16 protein-coding genes and 1 pseudogene are annotated in these 19,829 nt (G+C 74.5%); 7 read left to right on the top strand and 10 right to left on the bottom strand.

The window, feature by feature from the left end:
- Window position 1 precedes the first annotated feature (1 nt).
- From tilS to dacB, 3 genes are read right to left on the bottom strand one after another with little or no spacing between them, the layout of a single operon-like run.
- Window positions 2–1,024: a tRNA lysidine(34) synthetase TilS gene (gene tilS / locus HP550_RS16445; protein WP_175348767.1), complete on the bottom strand. Its 1,023-nt coding sequence runs from the start codon at window positions 1,022–1,024 to the stop codon at window positions 2–4.
- On the bottom strand, window positions 1,021–2,073 hold the full coding sequence (locus HP550_RS16440) for a zinc-dependent metalloprotease (protein ID WP_175348766.1): 1,053 nt from the start codon (window positions 2,071–2,073) through the stop codon (window positions 1,021–1,023). The genes tilS and HP550_RS16440 overlap by 4 nt, the downstream gene beginning before the upstream one ends.
- A 9-nt stretch (window positions 2,074–2,082) precedes the next feature.
- Window positions 2,083–3,495, bottom strand: a complete 1,413-nt coding sequence (dacB, locus tag HP550_RS16435) for a D-alanyl-D-alanine carboxypeptidase/D-alanyl-D-alanine endopeptidase (protein ID WP_175348885.1) — start codon at window positions 3,493–3,495, stop codon at window positions 2,083–2,085.
- 152 nt (window positions 3,496–3,647) lie between these two features.
- Here dacB and HP550_RS16430 point away from each other — a divergent pair, with 152 nt between their 5' ends.
- Window positions 3,648–4,145 carry an inorganic diphosphatase gene (locus HP550_RS16430; protein WP_056085756.1) on the top strand — a complete coding sequence of 166 codons (498 nt, stop codon included), beginning with the start codon at window positions 3,648–3,650 and terminating at the stop codon, window positions 4,143–4,145.
- A gap of 403 nt (window positions 4,146–4,548) precedes the next feature.
- Complete coding sequence (locus HP550_RS16425; RefSeq protein ID WP_210768208.1) at window positions 4,549–5,361, top strand: hypothetical protein; 813 nt, start codon at window positions 4,549–4,551, stop codon at window positions 5,359–5,361.
- Between the two features lie 128 nt (window positions 5,362–5,489).
- Here the strand turns inward: HP550_RS16425 and HP550_RS16420 are convergent, their stop codons facing one another.
- A complete protein-coding gene (locus HP550_RS16420; RefSeq protein ID WP_343048224.1) occupies window positions 5,490–6,896 on the bottom strand; it encodes a C40 family peptidase in 1,407 nt (468 codons plus the stop codon).
- Between the two features lie 424 nt (window positions 6,897–7,320).
- On the opposite strand from HP550_RS16420, the gene HP550_RS16415 reads away from it, so the two are divergent.
- The 5 genes from HP550_RS16415 to HP550_RS16395 are packed head-to-tail and all read left to right on the top strand — an operon-like array spanning window position 7,321 to window position 12,665.
- Window positions 7,321–8,685, top strand: a complete 1,365-nt coding sequence (locus HP550_RS16415) for a bifunctional o-acetylhomoserine/o-acetylserine sulfhydrylase (protein WP_343048236.1) — start codon at window positions 7,321–7,323, stop codon at window positions 8,683–8,685.
- A gap of 6 nt (window positions 8,686–8,691) precedes the next feature.
- The gene (metX, locus tag HP550_RS16410) at window positions 8,692–9,972 is read left to right on the top strand and encodes a homoserine O-acetyltransferase MetX (protein WP_175348763.1); all 1,281 of its coding nucleotides are present in this window, start codon (window positions 8,692–8,694) and stop codon (window positions 9,970–9,972) included.
- Window positions 9,973–9,989: 17 nt separating this feature from the next.
- A complete protein-coding gene (locus HP550_RS16405) occupies window positions 9,990–10,697 on the top strand; it encodes a maleylpyruvate isomerase N-terminal domain-containing protein (protein WP_175348762.1) in 708 nt (235 codons plus the stop codon).
- A 37-nt stretch (window positions 10,698–10,734) separates the two neighbouring features.
- Window positions 10,735–11,694, top strand: coding sequence for a zinc-binding dehydrogenase (locus tag HP550_RS16400; RefSeq protein ID WP_175348761.1), 960 nt, complete (start codon window positions 10,735–10,737; stop codon window positions 11,692–11,694).
- A complete protein-coding gene (locus tag HP550_RS16395; RefSeq protein WP_175348760.1) occupies window positions 11,691–12,665 on the top strand; it encodes an alpha/beta hydrolase in 975 nt (324 codons plus the stop codon). The genes HP550_RS16400 and HP550_RS16395 overlap by 4 nt, the downstream gene beginning before the upstream one ends.
- A 7-nt stretch (window positions 12,666–12,672) precedes the next feature.
- On the opposite strand, the gene HP550_RS16390 is transcribed toward HP550_RS16395, so the two are convergent.
- The 6 genes and pseudogenes from HP550_RS16390 to HP550_RS23225 all read right to left on the bottom strand — a co-directional run bounded on the left by HP550_RS16390 (window position 12,673) and on the right by HP550_RS23225 (window position 19,800).
- Window positions 12,673–14,058 carry a hypothetical protein gene (locus HP550_RS16390; protein WP_175348759.1) on the bottom strand — a complete coding sequence of 462 codons (1,386 nt, stop codon included), beginning with the start codon at window positions 14,056–14,058 and terminating at the stop codon, window positions 12,673–12,675.
- Window positions 14,059–14,241: 183 nt separating this feature from the next.
- Window positions 14,242–14,537: pseudogene (locus HP550_RS16385) on the bottom strand (MTH1187 family thiamine-binding protein).
- Window positions 14,538–14,546: 9 nt separating this feature from the next.
- Complete coding sequence (locus HP550_RS16380; protein ID WP_425484457.1) at window positions 14,547–17,564, bottom strand: FAD-binding and (Fe-S)-binding domain-containing protein; 3,018 nt, start codon at window positions 17,562–17,564, stop codon at window positions 14,547–14,549.
- A 184-nt stretch (window positions 17,565–17,748) separates the two neighbouring features.
- A complete protein-coding gene (locus HP550_RS16375) occupies window positions 17,749–18,186 on the bottom strand; it encodes an OsmC family peroxiredoxin (protein WP_175348757.1) in 438 nt (145 codons plus the stop codon).
- A gap of 63 nt (window positions 18,187–18,249) precedes the next feature.
- The gene (locus HP550_RS16370; protein ID WP_175348756.1) at window positions 18,250–19,407 is read right to left on the bottom strand and encodes an AAA family ATPase; all 1,158 of its coding nucleotides are present in this window, start codon (window positions 19,405–19,407) and stop codon (window positions 18,250–18,252) included.
- A gap of 57 nt (window positions 19,408–19,464) precedes the next feature.
- Window positions 19,465–19,800: a M15 family metallopeptidase gene (locus HP550_RS23225; RefSeq protein ID WP_425484459.1), complete on the bottom strand. Its 336-nt coding sequence runs from the start codon at window positions 19,798–19,800 to the stop codon at window positions 19,465–19,467.
- Window positions 19,801–19,829: the final 29 nt, after the last annotated feature.

The raw sequence follows: 19,829 nt of genomic DNA, 5'->3' as shown, positions 1-19,829 counted from the left end.
GTCACTCCTCTTGATCCACCGCCCGTACCGGCACTTCCCGCGGGGCGGGGGCCGGACCCAGGGCAAGCCTGCCACACGACCGACCGGCCGCGACGCCGCCCGGCAGGGCCACCGCACCCTGCCCGTGCCAGTCCGTGACCAGCGCGTCGACCGCCAGCACGTGCACCCGCAGGAGCGCGCCGGCGGGGCTCCCGGCGGCGATCGCGGCGGCCCGCAGCGCGCGCGTGCGCAGGGCCGGGGGTGCTGCGGCGAGCACGTCGACGTCGAGGCCATCCTCGGCCGACGCCGCTGCCAGCAGCTCGGCGGCCAGCGCGTCCAGCAGGTCGGCGTCGTCGCGCAGCTGGGCCGCGGTGCGCGCCAGCGCGTCGGCGACCCCCGGACCGAGGACGCGTTCCAGGGTGGGCAGCACCTCGCTGCGGACCCGGCTGCGCAGCGACGCGTCGGGGTGGGCGCCGTCGTTGGTGGGGTCGTGCCAGGGCGTGAGGTTCTGCGCGGCGCACGCGGCGAGGGTGTCGGCGCGGCGCAGCCCCAGCAGCGGACGCCGGAACCGTCCGCGGGTGTCCGCCATGCCCGCGAGAGTGCGCGCCCCCGATCCCCGGGCCAGTCCCAGCAGCACGGTCTCGGCCTGGTCGTCGAGCGTGTGGCCGAGCAGGACCGCGGCGGCACCGAGCTCGTCGGCGGCCCGCTCCAGCGCTGCGTACCGGGCGGCGCGCGCGGGTGCCTCGCCCGGGCCGTCGACCCCGACGCGGACCACGACGGCGTCGAGCCCGAGCCCGCGGCAGGCCCGCGCCGCCTCGTCGGCCACCCGCGCGGAGCCGTCCTGGAGCCCGTGGTCGACGACGACCGCCTGCGCGCGCCAGGTCGTCGCCGGGCGTGCGGCGACGAAGGCGACCCCCGCCGCGAGCGCGAGGGAGTCCGGACCGCCGGAGCACGCGACGAGGACGAGCGCGTCCGGCGGCACGTCGGCCAGCGCGGCGACGACCGCCGACCGCACCTGCGCCACCGCGAGGGCGGGACCACTCATCCGTGCACCCGTCGCACCCAGGCGCGCGGGTCGGAGATCTCCTGCGGGAGCGGCAGACGGTCGGCCGACGTCCAGACCGCGTTGAGGCCGTCCAGGCCGACGTCCTTGCGCACGGCCCGGACGAACGCGGCGCCGTCGCGGTACTGCGCCAGCTTGGTGTCCAGCCCGAGCAGCCGGCGCAGCACGCGGTCGGCGCCCCGCGCCTTCGCCGCCTCGTCGCGCCGGGCCTCGAACGCCTTGCGGATCTTGCGGACGCTCGGCACCACCCCGGGGCCCACCTCGTCCATCGCCACGTCCGCGTGCCCCTCGAGCAGCGCCATCACCGCGCCGACCTCCTCGAACACCACCCGCTGCCGTGGGGACAGCAGGTCGAGCACCCCGATGCCGTCGTCGGCACCGCCGGTCACCGCCCGCGCGACGGCCTGGAACAGCTCGCCGAGACGCGGCACCAGCGACTTGTCGGCGACCAGGTCCGTCATCAGCTCGGCCGCCCGGCTCCGCATGTGGTCCGCCAGCCAGGGCGCCGCGGCGAACTGGAGGGCGTGCGTCTGCTCGTGCAGGGCCACCCAGAGCCGGAAGTCGGACGGGTCCACCCGCAGCCGTCGCTCGTGGTGCAGCACGTTGGGGGCGACCAGGAGCAGCCGCCCGCGGCCGTCGCGCGACGAGAACGGGTCGAACTGGCCCAGCACCTTGCCGGACAGCAGTGCGAGCACGCCCCCCACCTGCACCGCGGCCGCCGAGCGCGTCGCCGCGGACGGCGTCGTCGCGGACAGCGGACCGGTCATCGCAGCGAACACCTCGGCGTTGGCCAGGGCCCAGCGCGGACGGTCCACCACGAGCACCGTCGAGACCTGCTCGGGCGCGGTCCCGTCCGCGGCCGACAGGCCCGTGATCGCGGCGGCGTGCACCGCGGCCCGCGCGGCGGCAACGCGCAGCTCGTCGACCAGCGCGGTCAGCTCGGCACGGTCCGCCGTCGGGCCCGGCGCGGCGAGCCGTCCGGCGATGCGGGCGGCGAGGTCCCAGTCGACCGGTCCTTCGGGGGTGTCCACCGGGTCAAACTAACCGCAGCCGCACCCGGACAGCGTGGTGACGAAGGAGTCGATCGCCGCCCGCGGCCCCCACTGACCGCCGTCGGGGGTCGCGTCCGCCATCACGACGAACACCAGCTGGCGCGCATCCGCGTCCAGCACCGTCCCCGCCAGCGACGTCACGTGCGGCAGGCTGCCCGTCTTCGCGCGGACCAGCCCCTTGGCCGTCGACTGGCTGTACCGGTCGCTCAGGGTGCCGGTCAGGCCGGCGATGGGCATGCCCGTGGCGACGTCCCGCAGCACACCGTGCGAGGGGTCGGTAGCCAGGCGCAGCAGCCCGAGCAGCAGGTCGGGCGGCAGCACCGACCCCGACCCGAGGCCGGACGCGTCGGACAGCCGGGCGTCGGTGGTGTCGATCCCCGCCACCGCCACCGCGTGCAGGACCGCCGTGGTCCCGCCCTCGAACGACGCCGGCAGCCCCGCGTCGATGGCAACCAGCCGGGAGACCAGCTCGGTGATGGTGTTGTCCGACGTGTCGAGGAAGTGGTGCACGATCCCGTCCAGCGGGGCCGACCGGACGATGCCGAGCTCCCGCCCGTCCCCCGGCGTCTCCGACCGGCGCGGCGTGCCGTCGACCGTGATCCCCGCCTCGGTCAGCCGCTGCGCGAACGTCTTCGCCGCCGCGAGCGACGGGTCGGGGTAGCGCGGCGGGTACTCGCCGGGCGTGATCTTGGCGGTGTCGACCGCCAGGGCCGTGACGGGGGCGACGAAGCCCGCGGCGATGTCCGCCGGGTTCCACGTGGGGCTCAGCGTCGGACCGGAGAACAGGGAGTCGTCGAACCCGAGGCTCACCGTGGTGGCGCCCTCGAGCTGGAGCACCTTGGCCACCTGCGCGGCCAGGTCGGCCAGCCCCGCGTGCCCCTCGACCGCCGTCGGGTCGCCCGCGCCCGCCGCGAGCATCATGTCGCCGCCGCCGACCAGCACGATGCTGTTGCCCGCACCGCGCACGACCCTCGTCGGCAGGGTCACGTCCGGACCGAGGGTGCTCAGCGCCGCGATGGCCGTCACCAGCTTCGCCGTCGACGCCGGGGTGCGGCCGGCCTCCGGCAGGTGGGCGCCCAGCACGTCGCCGGTCAGCTGGTCCGCGACGACCACCCCGACGCTCGGGCCCATGCGCGGGTCCGCGACGAGCCCGTCGACGAGCGCCTGCACGCTCGCGGCCGCCGGGACCGGCGCCTGCGGGTCCAGGTCGGCGAGCGCGGTGACGGTGTCCGCCGCCTCGACCGCGCCCGGCGCGGTGGGGAACGGGAGCGGGTCCGGCGGCGGGTCCTCCAGCGTGACCATGCCCGGGACCACGTCGTACGCGTCCGCCGTCAGGTACGCCCCGCCGGCCAGCACCAGCACGAGGAAGGCCGTGCCGACGACTCTCGCCGCTGTGGTCATCGTCACCCCGCCCCGCTCAGTCCCCGATGGGACGCCCCGTCCCGCGGTGCGTCAGACTACTGTCCGAGACAAGGGCGCCCCTGACACTCCGGCGCGCCGCATGACGACAAGTGTCGCGACCGCCGGCCGCGGACGTGGGGCGGAGGAGCACTGTGGAGTTCGACGTCACGATCGAGATCCCCAAGGGTCAGCGCAACAAGTACGAGGTGGACCACGCCACGGGGCGCATCCGCCTCGACCGGATGCTGTTCACCTCGACCCGGTACCCCGACGACTACGGGTTCATCGAGGGCACCCTCGGGGAGGACGGCGACCCGCTCGACGCCCTGGTGCTGCTCGAGGAGCCGACGTTCCCCGGCTGCCTGATCCGCGCCCGCGCGCTCGGCATGTTCCGCATGCGCGACGAGGCCGGCGGCGACGACAAGGTGCTGTGCGTGCCGACGGGCGACCAGCGCGCCGCGTGGCGCCAGGACATCGATGACGTGTCCGACTTCCACCGCCTCGAGATCCAGCACTTCTTCGAGGTCTACAAGGACCTGGAGCCCGGCAAGTCGGTCGAGGGCGCCCACTGGGTAGGCCGGTCGGAGGCGGAAGCCGAGATCGAGCGCAGCCGCCAGCGCGCCATCGACACCAACTACTACAGCCACTGAGGCTGCCGAACCACCGCCCCACCCGCAACGTCCGCACTCCTGCAGGTTCCAACCCGCGGGAGTGCGGACGTTGCTGTTCTCCCCCGCGTGACGTCCGCACTCGTGTGCGTTCCAACCCTCGCGAGTGCGGACGTTGCCGAGCCGCCCACCGGACGCTGCGGAGGGGCCACCGCCCACAGTGGTCGTCGCGCTGCACGGCCGGTCGGGCGATCGCCAGGAACGTGGGGGCATGGCAACGGATCGTCAGCCTCGTGTGGAACGCCGTGAGCGAGTCGCCGCTCACGCCGCGGAGCAGGCCGGCCTGCTCAGTCGGCCGCAGGTCCGCGGCCTCGGGGTCACGGCAGCGCAGCTCGAAGCGGAGCTCGCCGCCGGCAGGTGGCGATCCGTCGGCAGGAACACGGTCGTGGTCGCGCCGCCGTGGCCGACCGACACGGTCGCCTGGTGGCAGGCCGTTCTGGAGTGCGCCCCACGGGCTGCAGTCGGAACCCGCCCTCGAGCCGCCATCGCCGGGCTGACGGCGTTGGTCGCGGCCGGGCTCTCGGGAATCGCCGACGACGGCCTCGTGCACGTCGCCGCCCCGAAGTCGTCGCACCCGGTCCCGCCGCCACCAGGCGTCCGCGTGCACGAGACACGACGCTGGCGCGACGAGGACGTCGTGACGATTTTGGGAGTGCCGCGAGCACGACCTGAGGTCGCGGCCGTCCAGGCGGCTCTGTGGGCGCGGTCGGACCGGGAGGCGACCCTCCTGCTCGTCGCGACCGTGCAGCAACGACTGACGGCGATCGACCCTCTCGTCTCGGTGCTCGAGAGGGTGAAGCGCGATCGGAGACGCTCACTGCTCCGGAGCGTGCTGGTCGACGTCGCCGGCGGAGCCCACTCGCTCAACGAGCTCGACTTCGCCGCGCACTGCCGGGAACGCGGCCTGCCCGAACCTGATCGCCAGGTCGTGGTCTCGTCAGCGCGAGGCAGCTCCTACCTCGACGTGCGGTGGCGACGGTGGCGGGTGGTCGTCGAGGTGGACGGAGTCGGACACCTGCAGCCGGACCGGTGGATCGACGACAGCCTCCGGCACAACGAGATCGCACTCGGGGGCGACACCGTGCTGCGGATCCCCAGCCTCGGACTCCGCCTCGATCCTCGTCGCCACCTGGACGCCGTGGAGCGCGCACTGCGCCACGCGGGCTGGACTCCCTCACCGCCCGGCCACCCGGCATGACAGCGTCCGCACTCCGACGGCCCTGAGCACCCACGAGTGCGGACGTCTCCCGGGGGAACGCAACAACGTCCGCACTCGGGAGGGCTCCAGCCCGATCGAGTGCGGACGTTGCGGTGACGCGGGGTGCGCTACGGGCGGCCGGCGAAGGGCATGGTGTTGCCCCAGCGCATCTTGGTGGTGCGCAGCGGGTCGCCCGGCTTGGAGGCCTCCATGATCTGCCCGCCGCCGGCCCAGATGGCCACGTGGTAGATCGCATCCGGGTTGTTGGCGTCCGTGGACCAGAAGACGAGGTCGCCGGGGCGCAGGTCGTTGTAGCTGATCTTGAGGACCTGCTTGTACTGGTCGCGCGTGGTGCGGGCGAGGTTGACCCCCGCCGTGCGCCAGGCGCCCATCGACAGGCCGGAGCAGTCGTAGCCGTCGGGTCCGACGCCGCCCCAGACGTACGGGAGGCCGGTCTTGGTCTGCGCCCAGGCCAGCGCCGCGGCGCCACCGGCCGCCGAGCCGCGCGACGTGCCGGTGCCGAGGCCGTACTTGGCGGGCGTCGGAGCGGGGGCCGGGACCGGCTCGGGAGCCGGGACCGGGGCGGGTGCAGGGGCCGGGGCGGGTGCAGGAGCCGGGGCGGGTGCAGGAGCCGCGGCAGCCGGGGCAGCCGGTGTGGTGGCCGCCGGGGCGGTGGCGGCCGGAGGGGTGGTCGTCGCCGGCGCAGTGGCGGGGCGCGTCGTCGTGGCCGGGGGTGCGACGACCGGACGCAGGGCGGCGGCGCGGGCGGCGGCCTCCTCGCGGTCGCGGCGCTGCTGGTCGACGAAGTCCTGCCGGGCGCGCTCGACCTCGGCGCTGGTCTGGCGGGCGGCGGCGAGCGCGGTGATGAGGCTGTCGCGCTCGGTGGCGGCGGCGGTCAGGGCTGTGGTGGCGTCGTCCTGGGCCTGCTCGGCGGCGGCGAGGGCGTCGGCGGCGGAGGCCTTGGCGGCCTTGGCCTCGTCGGCGGCCTCGGTGGCGAGCGTGGCGAGGGTGTTCGCGACCAGCTGCGTCGCGCGGTACTCCTGGACGGCCTCGTCGGCCTTGCCGCTGATGCGGTCCAGCGCGGTGGTCCGGCGGGCGACGTCCTGGAACCCGTCCGACGACAGGAGCGCCTGGAGCAGGTCGTTCGAGCCGCCGGACCGCGCGAGCTCGCGGGCGATCGCGACGAGCTGGCGGCGGGCGTCCTCGGCCTTGCCGGACGCGTCCTCGGCCTGGGCGACGGCATCGACGGAGGCCTGCTGCGCGGCATCGGCGTCGACGACGGCCCGGTTGTAGGCCTCACCCGCCTGCTGCACCTTGAGCTCGGCGGCGTCGGTCTCGGAGCTCAGCTGGGCGAGCCGGACCTCCATCGAGGCGACCGAGCGCTCCGCGGACTTCACCGCGCCCTGCGCCCGCTGGACGTCCTGCGCGGACGGTGGCGTCGGGTCGGCCAGGGCGCTCGACGCTCCGGCGGCGAGCAGGGTGGCGACGAGGGCGCCCGCGACCAGGGCCCTGCGCGTGCTCCTGCTGTGGCTCACCGTGGTCGCTCCCTGACATGGATGGACGGCCTTCGGTGGCCGTTCTCGAAGGACGCTACCTGCGAAAACCTCAGGAGTGAACACCTGTCACACCAGTCCCACGAGTCACATCCATGTGCTTTGGGACGAACCGGACGCGATCCGTGCGAGATCACCCGTTCGCCGTAGCGACCGACCCAGAATCCACATCCTGAGACGGCTGTTCCAACGACCGGACGGATCCGCCTACCCTCGGCCCATGACCCGCCGAATGTGTCGCTGACCCAGCGCACGCTCGGCTGTGCCCGCGGGCAGGTCACCGTCACCAGCAGACGGTCCTGATCCCCGCCCGAGCCATGGCTCGATCCGTGCGCCACTCCCCCCTCCGCGGGACGGATGTCGGCTGCCCGAGGCCCTCCGCGGATCCGTGCACCACAGCAGATCCATCGACAAGCCCTTCGACAAGCCATCGACAACGGAGCGCAGCACCATGAGCAACGAGAACTGGAACTTCGAGACCCGCCAGATCCACGCCGGCCAGGAGCCCGACCCGACGACGGGCGCCCGCGCGCTGCCGATCTACCAGACGACCTCGTTCGTCTTCCCGGACGCTCAGACGGCCGCCAAGCGGTTCGCGCTCGCCGAGCTCGGCCCCATCTACACACGCATCAACAACCCCACGCAGGAGGTCGTCGAGAACCGGATCGCGTCTCTCGAGGGCGGCGTCGGCGCGCTGCTCGTCGCGTCGGGCCAGGCGGCCGAGACGCTGGCCATCCTCAACATCGCCGAGGCCGGCGACCACATCGTCGCCAGCCCGTCGCTCTACGGCGGCACGTACAACCTCCTGCACTACACGCTGCCCAAGCTCGGCATCGAGACGACGTTCGTCACCGACCCCCACGACGCGCAGGCGTGGAAGGACGCGGTCCGCCCGAACACCAAGCTGTTCTTCGCGGAGACCATCCCCAACCCGAAGGCCGACATCCTCGACATCGAGCTCGTCGCCGGCGTCGCGCACGAGTCGGGCGTCCCGCTGATCGTCGACAACACCGTCGCGACGCCGTACCTCATCAACCCGCTCCAGTGGGGCGCGGACATCGTCGTCCACTCGGCCACCAAGTACCTGGGCGGCCACGGCTCGGCCATCGGTGGCGTCATCGTCGACGGCGGCTCGTTCGACTTCGCGCAGCACCCGGAGCGGTTCCCCAACTACAACACCCCCGACCCGTCCTACAACGGCCTGGTGTTCGCGCGGGACCTCGGCGTCGGTGGCGCGTTCGGCGTCAACCTCGCGTTCATCCTCAAGGCCCGCGTGCAGCTGCTGCGCGACCTCGGCCCGGCGATCTCCCCGTTCAACGCGTTCCTCATCGCGCAGGGCATCGAGACCCTGTCGCTGCGGATCGAGCGGCACGTGCAGAACGCCGAGAAGGTGGCCGCCTGGCTCGAGGCGCGCGACGACGTCCTCTCAGTGCACTACGCCGGTCTCGAGTCGAGCCCGTGGCACGCGGCCCAGCTGAAGTACTCGCCGCGCGGTGCGGGCGCGGTGCTCGCGTTCGAGCTCGAGGGCGGCACCGACGCCGGCCAGGCGTTCGTGTCCGCGCTCGAGCTGCACTCCAACGTGGCCAACATCGGGGACGTGCGCTCCCTGGTCATCCACCCGGCGTCGACCACGCACAGCCAGCTGACCCCCGAGGAGCAGGCGCTGTCGGGTGTCACGCCGGGGCTCGTCCGCCTCGCGGTCGGCATCGAGCACATCGATGACATCCTGGCGGACCTGGACGCGGGCTTCCGCGCCGCGAAGGGCGTCTGACCGAGCATGAGCACGACGCCGCCGAGACCGCCGGAGCGCAGCACGCGCACCGGCGGTCCGGCGACGCACCCCGAAGGGAAGCACGTGCCCGACCTGACTCTGTCCCCCGCCCGACCGCGCACCCTGGGCTCGCGCGCCCCGCAGACCGACCGCGGCCCGGTGCCCGCGAGCGCGGCGTGGCACGACGGCGACCCGGTGGGGCGTCGGCAGTTCGCCGACCTCGGCCCGCTCAAGCTCGAGTCCGGCGGGCGGCTGCCGGCCGTGCGGCTGGCGTACGAGACGTGGGGGGAGCTGAACGAGGACGGCAGCAATGCCGTGCTCGTCCTGCACGCGCTCACCGGCGACTCGCACGTCACCGGCGACGCGGGCGACGGGCACCCGACGCCCGGCTGGTGGTCGTCGATGGTGGGTCCGGGTGCGCCGATCGACACCGACCGGTGGTTCGTCGTCGCACCGAACGTGCTCGGCGGCTGCCAGGGCTCGACCGGACCGGCCTCCCCCGGTCCCGACGGCCAGCCGTGGGGCAGCCGGTTCCCGCTGCTGACCGTGCGCGACCAGGTGGCCGCGGAGGTCCGGCTGAGCGACCTGCTCGGCATCGACTCGTGGGCACTCGTCATCGGCGCGTCGCTGGGCGGCCTGCGCGTGCTGGAGTGGGCGGCCAGCGCACCCGAGCGCGTCGACGCCATCGCGGCGATCGCGACGGCCGCGCAGACGTCCGGCGACCAGATCGCCGGCTTCCACACGCAGCTGGCCGCGATCCGGGCGGACCCGCACTACCGCGACGGCGACTACTACGACGCCCCCGACGGTGAGGGGCCGCACGTGGGCCTCGGCCTGGCCCGGCAGATCGCGCACCAGACCTACCGCAGCCCGCTCGAGCTGGACACCCGGTTCGGGCGCATCCCGCAGGGCGGCGAGGAGCCGCTGGAAGGCGGCCGGTTCGCGGTGCAGTCCTACCTCGACCACCACGGCGACAAGCTCAGCCGGCGGTTCGACGCCAACACCTACGTGGTGCTCACGCGCACGATGATCACGCACGACCTCGGCCGCGACCGGGGCGGGGTCAGCGCGGCGCTCCGGTCGATCACCGCCCGGTCGCTGGTCATCGCGGTCGACTCCGACCGGCTGTTCCCGCCCGCGCAGTCCGAGCGGATCGCGGCGGGCATCACCGACGCCTCGCTGCACACGATCCACTCCGACTACGGGCACGACGGCTTCCTCATCGAGGAGGACCTGGTGGGTGCCTACGTGCGGGAGTTCCTGGAGCAGCCCGCCGAGCGGCGGTAGCGGGCACGATGGGCCCCATGCCCTCCGGAGAGCTCGACGACGCCCGCACCGCCCTGCACGCCCAGTGGGACCGGCTGCGGTCCTGGGTCACCGACGTGGTCGACGACGACGTGGCCGACGCCCCCTCCGTGCTGGACGGCTGGACGGTCGCCGAGCTGGTCGCGCACCTGGGCCGCGCGATGGAGGCCCTGGCCGTCTGCGTCCCCGTGCCGGACGGCACCGTGCCGCTGACGCTCGGCGAGTACGTCGGCACGTACGCGGGCCGGGCAGCCGACATCGCCGAGACCACCCGCGCCCTGGCCGTCGAGATCGCCCACGACCCGCTCGCCGAGGTGGACCGCCGGGCGGAGGCCGCGTTCGCGCAGCTGGACGCGCTCGGCCCGGACGACCGCGTGGTGCAGGCCCGTCGGGGACCGGTGCTGCTCAGCACGATGGCGGTCTCGCGGGTGCTCGAGCTCGTGGTGCACGCCGACGACCTGGCGCGGTCGGTGCCGCAGAGCCCGGACCCCGTGGACCCCGGCGCGCTGCGGCTCGTCGCCGACAAGCTGCTCGAGATCGTCGTCGCGCGCGGCGGGTGGAGCCTGGAGATCGCCGACGCCCGGACGTGGGTCCGGCTCGCCGCCGGCCGCGTCCCGTACGACGTGGACGAGCTGGCCGTCGCCCTGCACCCGCGCTACACCTCCGACGCGGTGCCCGACCTCGGCCGGATGCTGCCGATCCTGTAACCGCGAGCGTGACCGCGCAGGCGGATACGTTGGGCTCGTGATCGCCGCCTACGCCGCCCGCTTCTCGTCCGACGACCCCGCGAGCGGCCTCGAGGTGGGCGAGCAGCCGGCCCCGCAGGCTCGGGAGAACTGGTCGGTGGTCGACGTCCGCGCGGCCGCCCTCAACCACCACGACGTGTGGACGCTGCGCGGGGTCGGCATCCGCGCGGAGCAGCTGCCGATGATCCTGGGCACCGACGCCGCGGGGGTCACGGCCGACAGGCGCGAGGTCGTCGTGCACGGCGTGATCGGCGGGGCGTCGGGGCACGGCGTGGGGGCCGACGAGCCGCGCAGCCTGCTGTCGGAGCGCTACCCCGGCACGCTCGCCGAGCAGGTCGCGGTGCCCACCTGGAACCTCGTCGACAAGCCGGCCGCGCTGTCGTTCGTCGAGGCCGCGTGCCTGCCGACCGCCTGGCTCACCGCGTACCGGATGCTCTTCCGCTCCGGGGGCGCGACGCCCGGGCAGCGCGTGCTGGTGCAGGGCGCCGGTGGCGGGCTGGCCTCGGCGGCGATCCTGCTCGGCGCCGCCGCCGGGCTGGAGGTCATCGTGACGAGTCGCGACGAGGACCGCCGCGCACGTGCCCTGTCGCTCGGCGCCGCCGCCGCGGTCGAGCCCGGCGCCCGGGTGCCGCGGGTGGACATCGTCCTGGAGAGCGTCGGCAAGGCCACCTGGTCGCACTCGGTGCGCTCGGTGCGGCCGGGCGGGACCATCGTCGTCGCGGGGGCCACCAGCGGGGACGCGGAGCCGGCGGAGCTGACCCGGATCTTCTTCCAGGAGATCAGCGTGGTCGGCGCGACGATGGGCTCGCGCGACGACCTCCAGCACCTGCTCGCGTTCCTCGCCCGCACGGGGGTGCGCCCGTTGGTCGACTCGACGTTCGCGCTGGCCGACGCGCGGGACGCCGTCCGACGCCTGGTGGACGGGAGCCAGTTCGGGAAGATCGTCCTCGAGCCATGAGCCCAGGAGGGGAGTGGGTCGACGACATCCTCGGTCCTGACTACCAGGTCCGGACCCTGCCGCTGCGGCCCGACGACGAGGGCGACGTGGTGGCCAGCCTGGTCCGCTACGCGCCGCCGGCGCCCGAGCCGCTGCGTCCGTCGCGGGCGATCCTCTACGTCCACGGCTGGTCCGACTACTTCTTCCAGACCGAGCTCGCGCAGTACTGGCACGCGCGCGGGGCAGCCTTCTACGCCGTCGACCTGCGCAAGTACGGCCGCAGCCTGCGTCCCGGACAGACGCCGGGGTACATCGACGACCTGGAGACGTACGACGAGGAGCTCGAGGCGTCCCTGGCCGTGATCACCGCCGACCTGGGCGCCCGGGCGCGCGTGATGGTGATGGGGCACTCGACCGGCGGGCTGATCGCGGCGCTGTGGGCCCACCGGCACCCCGGCGAGCTCAGCGGGCTCGTGCTCAACAGCCCATGGCTGGAGCTGCAGGGGTCGTCGGTGCTCCGGCACGTCAGCACCCCCGCGATCGCGCGCATCGCGCGGTTCCAGCCGAAGGCGCCCCTGCCCAACATCGACCCCGGCTACTACGCGCGGACCCTGAGCAGCGCGAGCGGCGGCGAGTGGACGTACGACACGGTGTGGCGGCCGACGCCGTCGTTCCCGGTCCGCGCCGGCTGGCTCCAGGCGATCATGGCCGGGCACGCGCGGGTGGCCCGCGGCCTGACCGTCGAGCAGCCGATCCTCGTCCTCGCGTCCAGCCGGACCGTCATCAACCCGCGGTGGAACGAGGAGATGCGCCACGCCGACGTGGTGCTCGACGTCGAGCTGGTGGTGCGCCGCGCGGTGCAGCTGGGGACGCACGTGACCGTGGTGCGGGTCCGGGACGGTCTGCACGACCTCACGCTCTCGCCGGAGCCTGTGCGCAGGCGCTTGTACGCGGAGATCGACCGGTGGTCCGCCGCCTACGGGTGGAGCTGACCGGGTCTCACGGACGCAGGATGCCGGTGGCCTCGGCGAGCGTCGGACCGCCCTCGCCCAGCCGCCACGCCCGCCAGCCGTCGACCAGGTTCTCCGCGGCGACCGCCGCCGACGCCGCCTTGTCCGGATCCGCGTGCAGCTCGCCCGTCGGCAGCTCGATGAGCCCGTCGGTGCGGAGCATGGCGACCAGCCGCTGACCGCGGCGCGCCCGGACCCACACGAGCGTCGTGATCGCGCGGCGGCTCTTCGCCAGCGTGGCCAGCTCGGGCAGCGCCCTGAGGTCGTCGTCGAGGATCGGGTCCCGGACCGGGGCGATCTCCTCGGTCGGTGCCGGCGGAGCAGGCGGCGCAGGCTGCGCGGGAATCGACGGCCGTGGGGGCATCGGGATGGTCGGGACCGCCGGTGTGGCCGGGGTCGACGGGAAGCTCGACGAGATGGGCAGCGGCGCCGACACCGGCACGAACGGTCGCGGACCGGCCACCTCGTCGGTCCGGTCGCGCGGCGGGGTGCGCGGCACCACGTGGTCGGCGGCGGACCGCAGGCCCACCACCGGCGTCAGCGTGGTCGGCGCCTCGTGCACGGTCGGTCGGGGCTTCTGCTCCGTGGCGGGCCGCGGTGCCGGCTCGGGCGGCGGAACCCGCAGCGGGGTCGGAGCCGGCGGCGCCGGGGTGGCGGGCGGCGGGGTGACCGCACGCAGCTCCCCCGTCGCGGGCGTGCGCACCGGGCCGACCGTCGGGACGTAGGGCTCGTACGCACCCGCGGTGAAGCCCTCGCTGGACCGCACGAGGCGCAGGGCCGTGGGCTCCACGGATCGCCGGGCGCCCTCGTGCGTGGCCAGCGGGGAGACGTCGAGCAGGCGGCGGTCGTCGACCCCGCGCACGACGCCCACCTGGAGCACGTCCACGTGGCGGCCGGGGCCGCGCAGGAAGCCGAGCGTGTCACCGGCCTCCGCGGCCACCTCGGAGCACAGCAGGACCAGCCGGACGCCCTCGCGCCGGCTCGTCTGGGCGCCGAACGCCGCCTGCTCCCGGAACGCCGCGAAGTCGACCGCGAACCGGCTCGGGTCCGGGTGGTAGGCCCGCGCGAGGTCGGTGGTGGTCATGCGCGCAGCTGCACCCGCGTGCCGGAGGGCGGAGATGACGGCGTCGTCGTCGACCACCTGCACCACGTCGACGACGACCGGACGGCCGGTGGAGTCCAGGGCCAGCAGCTCCGGCAGGTCCGCGTGGTCGGGGGCACCCGTGCGGGAACGGACCGCGAACAGGGGCTCACCGGCGATGGCGGCGAGGTGGTGCGTGAGGAGCGAGGCGCACTCCTGCGCGAAGGATCCGGTCAGGGGCTGCATCGGCTGGACTAGGCGCGGTCGGCCCTCGTCGAGCTCGAAGATGGGCATCTGTCTGGCCTTCCGCGTCCCGTCGTGCGCCCCGCGCGCCCCGACCGGCACGCTCGCGACCACACTGTCCCACAGCGCGCTTGGCACGTCAGCCCGTCCGTCGGACGTGCCGCTCGGAGATCGGTCACATCACCCGGATGCGTCCAGTTTCCGCCGTCCGGATCGTCCGGTCGGCCGCTTTCGTCACCCGTTGGTGAGCGCGGCCTCGACCCGCTCGACCTTGCCGGTGAGCTCCCCGTCGCGCCCCGGGCGGATGTCCGCCTTGAGCACCAGGCTCACGCGGTGGCCGTGCCGGCCGACCGCCTCGGTGGCGCGCTTGACGACGTCCATCACCTCGTCCCAGTCGCCCTCGAGCGTGGTGAACATGGCGTCGGTGCGGTTGGGTAGCCCGGACTCGCGGACGATGCGCAGGCATCGGCGACGGCGGCGGTCACGGACTCGCCCGCACCGAGCGGGGCGACGGAGAAGGCGACGAGCATGCGGCCAGCCTAGGCGGACGTGTCGGCGCCGTGCCGCGCCGGCAGGTGCGCGGCCAGCAGCTCGGCCAGGTGCACGCCCTGCACCCCCGCCAGGTGGTCCGCCTGCGTGCGGCACGAGAACCCGTCGGCCAGGAACACGTCCCCGGGAGCGGCGTCGCGCAGGGCCGGGAGCAGCGCGTTCTCCGCCACCGCGACCGACACGTCGTAGTGCCCCTTCTCCATGCCGAAGTTGCCGGCCAGCCCGCAGCACCCGGCGAGCGCCGAGAACTGCGCGCCCGCGTCGGTGAGCAGGCGGCGGTCGGGCGTCCACGTCATCACCGAGTGGTGGTGGCAGTGCGGCTGCACGACGGCGGTGACGTCCGACAGGTCCGGCACCCGCCAGCGGTCACCGGGACCGATGGGGGCGGGCGCGGTGAGCAGCTCCGCCAGCGTGCGGGACTCGCGGGCCACCGCGACCGCGCGCGGGTCGTCGGGGAGCAGGTCGCGCAGGTCGGAGCGCAGGACCGCGGTGCATGACGGCTCGAGGCCGACGATCGGGATGCCGTTGACGGCGAACGGACCGAGCACGCCGAGCAGGTGGGTCAGCTGCTTCTTCGCCCCGTCCAGCTGCCCGGTGCTGATCCAGGTGAGGCCGCAGCACGCGTTGTCCTGCGGGACCAGCACCTCGTACCCCGCGTCGACGAGCACCGCCACCGCGGCCTGCGCGACGGACGGCGCGAGCGTGTCGGAGAACGAGTCCGTCCAGAGCACGACCTGCGGCCTGCGTCCCCCCGTGGCGCCGCCGTGCTGGGTCCCCTTGCCCGGACGCCCGAGGAACTCGCGCTTCGCAGGACGTCCGAGCCTCTGGTCGTCCTGGCGCAACCGTCCTCGGACGTTGCGGGTGAGGGTCACCGCGTCGCGGCCCTCGCCGCGCACCCACACGCGGAACGGCCGGCGGGCGAACGTGACCATCTGCCGCCGGGTGTCCATGCCGCCGCCGGCCAGCACCGCTCGCGCGACCGGGCGGATGCCGAGGACCCGGTTGGTCAGCGCGGACAGCCCCGGGACACCGGTGATCAGCCGCGCCCAGCGGGGCAGCCAGCCGAGGGCGTAGTGCGACGCCGGGCGCAGCCGGCCGCGGTACGTACGGTTCAGCACCTCGGACTTGTACTGCGCCATGTCGACGCCCGCAGGACAGTCCGACGAGCACGCCTTGCAGGACAGGCAGAGGTCGAGCGACTCGTGCACCTCGGGCGACGACCAGCCACCGCCGACCAGCGTGCCGTTGGCCATCTCCTGCAGGACGCGGGCGCGGCCGCGGGTCGAGTCCTTCTCGTCCCGCGTCGCCAGGTAGGAGGGGCACATGAAGCCGCCGGTCGCGGTGCTGTCCGCGCGGCACTTGCCGACGCCGACGCAGCGGTGCAGCGCGGTGGTCAGGTCCCCCGCGTCGTGCGCGAACGAGAAGCCGTGACCGTCGGCCAGCAGCGGGCGCGCCCAGGGGCGGCGCAGGTCGGCGTCGAGCGGGCTCGGCCGGACCAGCACCCCAGGGTTGAGCAGGTCGCGCGGGTCGAGCAGGTCCTTGAAGGCGCCGAACAGGTCGATCGCCTGCGCGGAGTACATCACCGGCAGCAGCTCCGAGCGGGCGCGGCCGTCGCCGTGCTCCCCGGACAGCGAGCCGCCGTGCGACGCGACGAGCGCCGCCGCGTCCGTCATGAACGCGCGCAGCGGGTTGCCCGACCGCTCGAGCGGGATGTCGAGCCGCAGGTGCACGCAGCCGTCGCCGAAGTGCCCGTACGCCAGACCGTCCACGGCGTGCGCCGCCATGAGCGCCTCGAGCTCGCGCAGGTACGCACCGAGCCGTTCCGGCGGCACGGCCGAGTCCTCGAACCCCGGCCACGCCTGCGCGCCGGAGGGCGTACGACCACCCAGGCCGGCACCGTCCTCACGGATGCGCCACATCGCGGCGGCCTCGGGTCCGGGCGGGAAGAGGCCGACGGCGTCGGTGCCCGCGTCGCTCGCCAGCGCGTGCGCCCGCTGCAGAGCTTCGGCGAGGTCCGAACCGCCCACCTCGACCATGAGCCATCCCCCACCGGCCGGCAGCGGGGGGACGGCCGACGCACCACGGACCCGGCGCACCACGTCGACCAGCCGGGAGTCCATGCCCTCGATGGCCAGCGGCGCGTGCGCGAGCAGCGCGGGGACGGCGTCCGCGGCCGTGGGCATGTCCGGGTAGCCGAGCACGACGAGCACCGGGGCGGCCGCGACCGGCACCAGGCGCACGGTCGCGCCGAGCAGCGTGGCGACCGTCCCCTCGGTGCCGACCAGCGCCTTGGCCAGGTCGGTGCCCTTCTCGGGCAGCAGGTGCTCGAGCGAGTAGCCGGAGACCTGCCGGCCGAATCGGCCCAGCTCGGTCCGGAGGACGTCCAGGTTGCCGCGGACGAGGGCGTCGAGACCCGGTACGACGTCGAGCGCGCCCGCTCCCGACCGTGCCTCGAACCGTCGCCCGGTGCCGTCCACCACGTCGAGCGCGAGCACGTTGTCCGCGGTCCGCCCGTACGCCACCGCGCGGGGGCCGCAGGCGTTGTTGCCGATCATCCCGCCGAGCGTCGCGCGTGCCTGCGTGGACGGGTCCGGCCCGAAGCGCAGACCGTGCGGGGCCGCGGCCTTCTGGAGGGCGGCCATGATGACGCCGGGCTCGACGCGGGCGGTCTGCGCCTCCGGGTCGACCTCGAGGATCCGGTTGACGTGCCGCGAGAAGTCGAGCACCACCCCGGTGCCGACCGCGTTCCCGGCCACCGAGGTGCCTCCGCCGCGGGCGGTCAGCGGGACGCCGAGGTCCCGCACCACCGACAGGGCAGCGAGCACGTCGTCGGTGTCCTGCGGGAACGCGACGACCTGGGGGACCACGCGGTAGTTCGACGCGTCGGTGGAGTACTCGGCGCGGCGGCGGGTGCTGTCGTCGACCTCCCCGCGCAGCGCGGCCCGCAGGGCCTGCACCACGTCGGCGCTCCCCACGTCACCTGCCACGGTCTGCGTCACGGCCACCACGGGGGCAGTCTCGCACCGGCGACCGTCTCCCCCGCACACGTCACCGAGGGGTGGAACCCGACGACGTCCGCACTCCGGTGGCCCGGAACCCGCCGGAGTGCGGACGCACCGACCAAGGACGACGCAGCGTCCGCACTCGTGGGGGTGGGAACCCGATCGAGTGCGGACGCTGCGGGAGGGTTTGTCAGGCCAGCGACGCGTTCAGGGTGATCTCCGTGCCGGTCAGGGCCTTGCTCACCGGGCACGTGGCCTTGGCGTTCTCCGCAGCAGCGAGGAAGCCGGCCTCGTCCAGCCCTTCGACCTCGCCGCGGACCGTCAGGGCGATCGTCGTGATGTGCAGGCCGCCGGCGGGGTCGGGACGCAGCGTGACGTCGGCGGAGACCTCGAGCGCGACGGGGGTGCCGCCGGCCGCGGCGATCACGCCGGACAGCTGCATGGCGTAGCAGGAGGTGTGAGCGGCGGCGATGAGCTCCTCGGGGCTCGTCGTGCCGCCCGCCTCGTCGGCCGTCCGCTTCGGGAACGAGACGTCGAACGTGCCGGCGCCTGAGCTCGTGAGCTCGACCTGGCCGCCCCCCTCCATCAGGGTCCCGTTCCAGGCGGTGCGAGCGGTGCGCGTGGACATGGTGCTCCTCGGGTTGGTGGAGCGGGCAGCTGCCCGCACCCCCACGCTAGGCAGCCGGACGCGTCAGCGCGCGCGCTCGAGGTGCGCGGTGACGATCTGTGCGGGCGCACCGGCCTGCCGCAGCGCCCAGGCGGCCCGTGCGTGCAGAGCGCGGCGCTGGTCGGGCTCGAGCCCGTTGTACAGCGCCCCCCGCACCAGGTCGTGTCCGAACACCAGCCGGTCGCCGCGAGCGCGGACCACGCCGGCGGCCAGCCCGTGCCGCAGCGTGCGCCAGCAGTCGCCGACCGGGTCGCCGGCCAGGGAGGCCAGGTCGGCGATCACGAACGACGAGCCCAGCACCGACGCCTGACCCAGCAGGGCCAGCACCTCAGGCCCCAGGTACTCGACGCGCCGCCGGACCACCTCGTCCAGCGGCGTCAGCCAGCGGACGCCCGTCGAGTCGAGGACGCCGTCCGTGGTGACCAGCGCGCCGGCCGCCCGAGCCGTGCGCACCACGTCCGCGACCAGCCGGGGGTTGCCGCCCGTCGTCGCGAGCGTCCCGCGCAGCGCCGGACCCACCGGGGTGCCGACGAGGTTCTCGGCCAGCTCCACGGTGGCGCGCGCGTTCAGCGGCCGCAGCTCCAGGTACCGGGCGCCCGCCCGCGTCCACGCGGCGACGACCTCGGCGAGCTCGGGCCGGTACGGGACCGGACGCATGGTGAGCACCACCAGCGCCCGCGGCACCGCACCCTCGTGCGCCAGCTGGAGGAGGACCTCGAGCGAGGGGGCGTCGGCCTCGTGCACGTCCTCGAGCACCAGGGCCCACGGTCGGCTGTCACCGCGGCGGCGCAGGAGGGCGGCGAACAGCTCGGCGGCGCGGTCGTACCGGGCGACGGAGCGGACGGGGTCGGCATAGATCGCGTCGAGCAGGTCGGTCAGCTCCGCCTCCACGGGACCGCGGCTGGACCGGCCGGACCGCACCAGCAGGGCGTCGGAGAGCAGGGCGAACGGCCAGGCGCGCATCTCGGTGGCGCGGGCGGTGCGCAGCTCGACGTCGAGCAGCCTCGCCGAGCCGCGCAGGGCGTCGACCAGGCTCGTCTTGCCGACGCCGGCCTCACCCTCGAGCAGCACCGTCACGCCCACCCCGTCGGCGGCCGTCGACAGCAGGTCGTCGAGGTCGTCGAGCTCGGCGGCCCGGCCCACCAAGGGCCAGGTCCGCCCCGGCTCGGCCGAGGTGCTCATGCGCCCGATCGTAGGGCCGCGGTGGCGCGTCCGGGTCGGACGGACCACCACGAACGATCAGTCCGTGTACTCCCAGTGCCACGCCTCGGGCTTGCTGCCGCCGCTCTCGGCCCAGGACGGGTGCGTCCAGTTCAGCGCCGGGGCGTTGGCGGTCATCCAGCGGTACTGCTTGGTGCCGAACGTCTCGATGCCGCCACCGAAGTCGACCGCCACGCCGCTGCCGTGGTTGGACGTGCCGGGCGTCGCGCACAGGTAGCCCTTGGTGCGCTGGCACATCACCTGGCCCGCGTACGAGCGGTAGGAGTCACTGATCGAGAGGTTGGTCCCGAACTTGGCCCGGTAGGCGGCGTTGAGGATGTCCAGCTGCTCGGCGGCGTCGCAGCGCAGGCGCACGGACGAGTCGAAGCTGACGCCGCAGAGGG

It is taken from the genome of Cellulomonas humilata (assembly GCF_013359775.1).
GTDB classification, from domain to species: Bacteria; Actinomycetota; Actinomycetes; order Actinomycetales; family Cellulomonadaceae; genus Cellulomonas; species Cellulomonas humilata.
This window is presented reverse-complemented; position numbering and strand designations above follow the sequence as displayed.

Bases quoted from the DNA above. Each gene is read 5' to 3' on its own strand.
- tilS (WP_175348767.1), bottom strand. From the start codon at position 1,024: ATGAGTGGTCCCGCCCTCGCGGTGGCGCAGGTGCGGTCGGCGGTCGTC.
- dacB (WP_175348885.1), bottom strand. From the start codon at position 3,495: ATGACCACAGCGGCGAGAGTCGTCGGCACGGCCTTCCTCGTGCTGGTG.
- metX (WP_175348763.1), top strand. From the start codon at position 8,692: ATGAGCACGACGCCGCCGAGACCGCCGGAGCGCAGCACGCGCACCGGC.
- HP550_RS16405 (WP_175348762.1), top strand. From the start codon at position 9,990: ATGCCCTCCGGAGAGCTCGACGACGCCCGCACCGCCCTGCACGCCCAG.
- HP550_RS16395 (WP_175348760.1), top strand. From the start codon at position 11,691: ATGAGCCCAGGAGGGGAGTGGGTCGACGACATCCTCGGTCCTGACTAC.
- HP550_RS16390 (WP_175348759.1), bottom strand. From the start codon at position 14,058: ATGCCCATCTTCGAGCTCGACGAGGGCCGACCGCGCCTAGTCCAGCCG.
- HP550_RS16375 (WP_175348757.1), bottom strand. From the start codon at position 18,186: ATGTCCACGCGCACCGCTCGCACCGCCTGGAACGGGACCCTGATGGAG.
- HP550_RS16370 (WP_175348756.1), bottom strand. From the start codon at position 19,407: ATGAGCACCTCGGCCGAGCCGGGGCGGACCTGGCCCTTGGTGGGCCGG.